Source organism: Streptomyces sp. NPDC006283 (assembly GCF_040613325.1).
Classification (GTDB): domain Bacteria; phylum Actinomycetota; class Actinomycetes; order Streptomycetales; family Streptomycetaceae; genus Streptomyces.
In genome coordinates this window covers 1-4,746 of record NZ_JBEXRZ010000338.1, presented here as the reverse complement: position 1 = coordinate 4,746, position 4,746 = coordinate 1, and the positions used below count along the sequence as shown (strand labels likewise).

Genomic DNA, 4,746 nt, shown 5'->3' with positions numbered 1-4,746 from the left:
CTTCATGGAGATGAACACCCGTCTCCAGGTCGAGCAGTCGCAGGCCTTTCTGCTGTCGCCGTTCGAGTTGTCGCCGCCGACCCGGCCCGGTCGGCCCGGGGCCCCCGCAGCCCCGCGTGTCGTACGACATGAGCAGCCTGTGCGAAGCCTCCGAAGGCGTCACGGATTCGAACATCACCGCCCTGTGCCGCGACTCGTACGGCTCGAGGGGCGCTGACGCCGAACGGCACGCAGCGGCGCCGGCGGAGGGCGTCGCACGGCACGCAGGGGCGCCGGCGGAGGGCGTCGCACGGCACGCAGGGGCGCCGGCGGAGGGCGTCGCACGGCACGGGGTTCACGAGTCGGCGAGCACCACACAGCTCTGCGGCGGCAGGTGGAGCAGACCCTCCGCGTCCGGCGGCCGCACCTCGCCCCATGCCGCGGCGACCCGGCCGCCGCCGCCCAGCGGAATCTCGGCCGGCTCCTTGGCGAAGTTGGCCGCCACCCGCAGATCGCCGCGCCGGAACGCCAGCCAGCGTGCCTGCTCGTCGAAGGCGACCTTCACCGCCGCCAGGTCCGGGTCCGACAGATCCGGCAGGGCACGGCGCAGGGCGATCAGCTCCCGATGCCACGCCAGAAGCCCGGCGTGCGGCTCCCGCTCCCGCTCCGAGCGGTCCAGACAGGAACGCTCGCGGGTGGCCGGGTCCTGCGGGTCGGGAACCTGTTCCTCGGACCAGCCGTGCTCGGCGAACTCCCGCCGCCTGCCCGCCCGTACGGCCTCCGCGAGCTCCGGGTCGGTGTGGTCGGTGAAGTACTGCCAGGGCGTGCCGGCCCCCCACTCCTCGCCCATGAAGAGCATCGGCGTGAACGGGCCGGTGAGCACGAGCACCGCCGCGCAAGCCAGCAGCCCCGGGGAGAGAGTGGCGGAGAGCCGGTCGCCCATCGCCCTGTTGCCGATCTGGTCGTGCGTCTGCGCGTAGCCGAGGAAACGGTGCGCCGGAGTGTTCACCACGTCGATCGGCCGGCCGTGGGTGCGGCCGCGGAAAGCCGAGTAGGTGCCGTCGTGGAAGAAGACACGGGTCAGTGTCTTGGCCAGGGCCGCCATCGGAGCCCGGGCGAAGTCCGTGTAGTACCCCTGCGACTCGCCCGTCAGGGCGGTGTGCAGGGCATGGTGGAAGTCGTCGTTCCACTGGGCGTGGATGCCGAGACCGCCCTGGGCGCGGGGCGTCGTCGTCCGCGGGTCGCACGTGTCCGACTCGGCGATGAGGAACAGCGGACGTCCGAGGTCTTCGGCGAGCGCGTCGACCGCTGACGCCAGCTCTTCCAGATACGTCAGCGCCCGGTTGTCCGCCAGCGCGTGCACCGCGTCCAGCCGCAGCCCGTCGAGGCGGTAGTCCCGCAGCCACGCAAGGGCGCTGTCCAGCAGATAGCCGCGCACCTCGTCGGAACCGGAGGCGTCCAGATTGACCGCCGAGCCCCACGGTGTGTGGTGCGTGTCGGTGAAGTACGGCCCGAACGCGGGCAGATGGTTGCCCGACGGGCCGAGGTGGTTGTGGACCACGTCGAGCACCACGCCGAGGCCGTGCCCGTGCGCCGCGTCGACAAAGCGCTTCAGCGCCTCGGGACCGCCGTACGGCTCGTGCACCGACCACGGGGACACACCGTCGTACCCCCAGCCGTGCACACCGGGGAAGGAGCACAGCGGCATCAGCTCCACATGGGAGATGCCCAGTTCGGCAAGGTCGCCGAGCCGTTCGGCGGCCGCGTCGAGCGTCCCTTCGGGCGTGAAGGTGCCGATGTGCAGCTCGTACAGGACGGCGCTCTGAAGCCCCCGGCCCGGCCAGTCCCGCCGCCACGCGTACGCGTCCTGGTCCACGACGGCACTCAAGCCGTCCGGGCCGTCCGGCTGGCGGCGCGAGCGGGGGTCGGGCCGCACCGGGCCGCCGTCCAGGGCGAAGCCGTACCGCGCGCCGTCCTGTGCGGGCGCTTCCGCGAACCACCAGCCGTCCCGCCCCTGCGCCCGCTCCATCGGGTGCTCCGCACCCTCCAGCCACAACGCGACCCGCTCCACGGCGTTCGGCGCCCACACCTCGAACAGCAGCACAGGAGGTCCCCTCGTCTTCGATGCCCTGACACCCGTCCCGACCATCCTGGCAAGTCCGTGCCCTCCAGGCGGGGCGCTTGGGCCATTGAGGTCACGAACCATGTCGACACCTGCGGCTTCCAGGCGCGGACCCGTTTCACGAGCGGGAGCCGCCGATCACAGGGACGCCCGGTGGTCACCGGGCGCCCCTGCGCCGTCAGACCTGCGACGCGGGCAGGAAGTGGACCCGTTCCTGGACGACCGGATGCCCGGCCTTGGCGAAGTTCGCCGCCATGGGGAAGTTCCCCTGGTCGGTGGCGCCCGCGATGAACTCGGCGCCACGCTCCGCGAGATAGTGCGTGCACTCCGCCAGCAGGTCGTACGCGTAGCCGCGGCCGCGCTGCTCCGGTACGACCCCGATGAAGCCGACGCACGGGCCCGACGGGTTGTGCGCCGGGATGTGGAGGCCGACCAGTTCACCGTCGGGCGTGTGGGCGAGCTGCCACCATTCGCGCGGCGACGGGCACCAGTTGAAGAAGTCCAGCTCCTCCTGGGCCGCCTTGTCCAGACCGTCCTGCGCGATGGCGCGCAACGCGTGGGCGTCGAGCGTCATGGAGTGGATGCGCTTCAGGGCCTCGAAGAAGACGGCGTCGTCCGCCTCCGGCCGGAACACCAGTCGGCCCGGTCGCTCCGGGAGCCCGCACCCGGGTGTCCACCGGTACTGGTAACGCTCGACCAGCACCTCCATGCCCGCCGCCTTCGCGGCCCTGATCCGCGCCTCACCGGCCAACAGGGCGGCGGGGTCGTCGCGCCAGCCCGCGGGCAGGATCAGCTCGTACTCGACCTGGAAGGGAGAGGTGCTCAGGAGTTCGGCGCCCGCCTCCTCCTCGCCCTCGGCGACGTCGAACCAGTTGATGTTGACGGGAGCCTCGTCGTCGGGGCCGCCCCACCAGGCGGCGCGGGCGACGACCCTCCCGTCGCGCAGCGCGACGCGCTTCCACTCGGGGCGGTGCGTCGTACGTGAGAGTGCGCGGCCGAGACCGAGCGGGTCGGGCATGGTGTCGAAGAGTTGTGCGTCGCCCTCAGTGAGCGCGCGGATGACCAGATCGGTCACGGGGTGTCCTCCGGGAAGAGAAGATGTGATGCGCTCCCGGTCAGACTGCGAACGCCGGGCGGACGGGGCGGGAGCACGGGAAACGTGTGATGAACACGGCACTCGCCTCCTTCCGTCGTCGCGGGCGTCGGGCACACAGTAGACGTCCGGACGGCCGATCGTCCACGGCCGTTTCGGCGAGCGGCGGGCACAACGGGCCGCCCAGCGTGGCCCGATGGCGCGGAATCCCCGCTTCCGCGCAGGTCAGGGCGGGCGCCGGTGCCGCTCCATCTGGACACCCCGGCCCTTTCGGGCCGACAATCTGGAACGTGACGTCCTCCTTCGAGTCCAACACGTATCCCGCGCGGCTGTCCGACGCCGAGCGCGAGCGTGTCCTCGACGTGCTCAGAGAGGGTGCGGCCCAGGGAAAGCTGTCGCACGAGACCTTTGTGCACCGGATGGAACTGGTCCTCGCCGCACGCCGCTCCGAGGAGCTGGCAGCGCTCACCGCGGACCTGGTCGACGAAGGCCGCTGGTCACGCCGGCTGTACGGCGTGGTCGGCAGGATCTCCGCGTTCTCGGTCCGGCTGCGCAGGGCGTGGCAGGCGGAGAAGCTGCCGCCGCTGCTCCTGCCCGAGCCGGGCCCCCATCCTCTCCGCATCGGCCGAGACCCGGCCAACGGCCTGCGGCTCAGCCACGACACCGTCTCCCGTATGCACGCCGAGCTGAGCCACCAGGGCCGGCTGTGGGTGCTCCGCGACCTCGGCTCGACGAACGGCACCACGGTCAACGGCCGCAGGGTGACCGGCTCGATCGTCGTCAACGACGGGGACATGGTCGGCTTCGGCAGCATGACCTTCCGCCTCACCGCACGCTGAGCGGCTTCTCCGCCCGCCACCGGCCGCCACGGGAGCGGGGGTCATTCACGCCCTCGGCCCGCGAGTGGGCGGCATGGGCGACTCGCTGTGGCGCTACGCCGTGCCCCGGCGCCTCAGCAGTGCCACCGGGCGGACCGCGAACAGGTCTGCCAGGCGCACCGGACCGGACGCGAAGTCGCGTTCCGGTGCCAGCAGGTCCGTCCAGCGGCCTGCCGGCAACGGCAGTTCCGTGTCGGCCCAGCCGCCGGCCCGCGCCAGTCGCAGCGAGAGGCGGGTCACCGCCGTGACCACCTCGCCCGAGCGGCAGAAGGCGACGCAGTGGTCCGCCGCCGGCCCGTGCGGCAGGAGCGGGGTGTATGTCGCCGACGCCCCGAACAGTTCGGGCGCGGCCCGGCGCAGCCGGAGAGCCGCCGCGGTCAAAGCCTCCTTCTCGGCGCCCGGCCCCGAGGAAGCAGGCGCGCCGAACTCCACCGGACGCCGGTTGTCCGGGTCGACCAGGGCGAGGAACTCCCGCTCGGAACCCTGGTACACGTCCGGCACTCCCGGCATCGTCAGATGCAGCAGCGTCGCACCGAGCACATTCGCCCGCACGTACGGATCGAGTTCATGGACGAACCGTGCCACCGAGTGCTGTGGCGGGCCCGCCGGTCCCGCGTCCACGAACGCCGACACCGCTTTTTCGTACGCCGCGTCCGGCTCCGTCCAGCTCGTGC

3 protein-coding genes and 1 pseudogene are annotated in these 4,746 nt (G+C 72.2%); 1 reads left to right on the top strand and 3 read right to left on the bottom strand.

Annotated features, from left to right (window positions below; translation table 11 throughout):
• Nucleotides 1–334 precede the first annotated feature (334 nt).
• Both treZ and ABZ070_RS35375 read right to left on the bottom strand, forming a co-directional pair.
• On the bottom strand, nt 335–2,080 hold the full coding sequence (gene treZ, locus ABZ070_RS35380; protein ID WP_356640078.1) for a malto-oligosyltrehalose trehalohydrolase: 1,746 nt from the start codon (nt 2,078–2,080) through the stop codon (nt 335–337).
• A 199-nt stretch (nt 2,081–2,279) separates the two neighbouring features.
• Nucleotides 2,280–3,176 (bottom strand): GNAT family N-acetyltransferase, encoded by an 897-nt coding sequence (locus ABZ070_RS35375; protein WP_356640076.1) that lies wholly within the window; start codon nt 3,174–3,176, stop codon nt 2,280–2,282.
• Between the two features lie 308 nt (nt 3,177–3,484).
• Here ABZ070_RS35375 and ABZ070_RS35370 point away from each other — a divergent pair, with 308 nt between their 5' ends.
• The gene (locus ABZ070_RS35370; RefSeq protein ID WP_356640074.1) at nt 3,485–4,033 is read left to right on the top strand and encodes a DUF1707 and FHA domain-containing protein; all 549 of its coding nucleotides are present in this window, start codon (nt 3,485–3,487) and stop codon (nt 4,031–4,033) included.
• A 93-nt stretch (nt 4,034–4,126) separates the two neighbouring features.
• Here ABZ070_RS35370 and ABZ070_RS35365 read toward each other — a convergent pair.
• Nucleotides 4,127–4,746: pseudogene (locus ABZ070_RS35365) on the bottom strand (malto-oligosyltrehalose synthase); the annotation flags it as partial.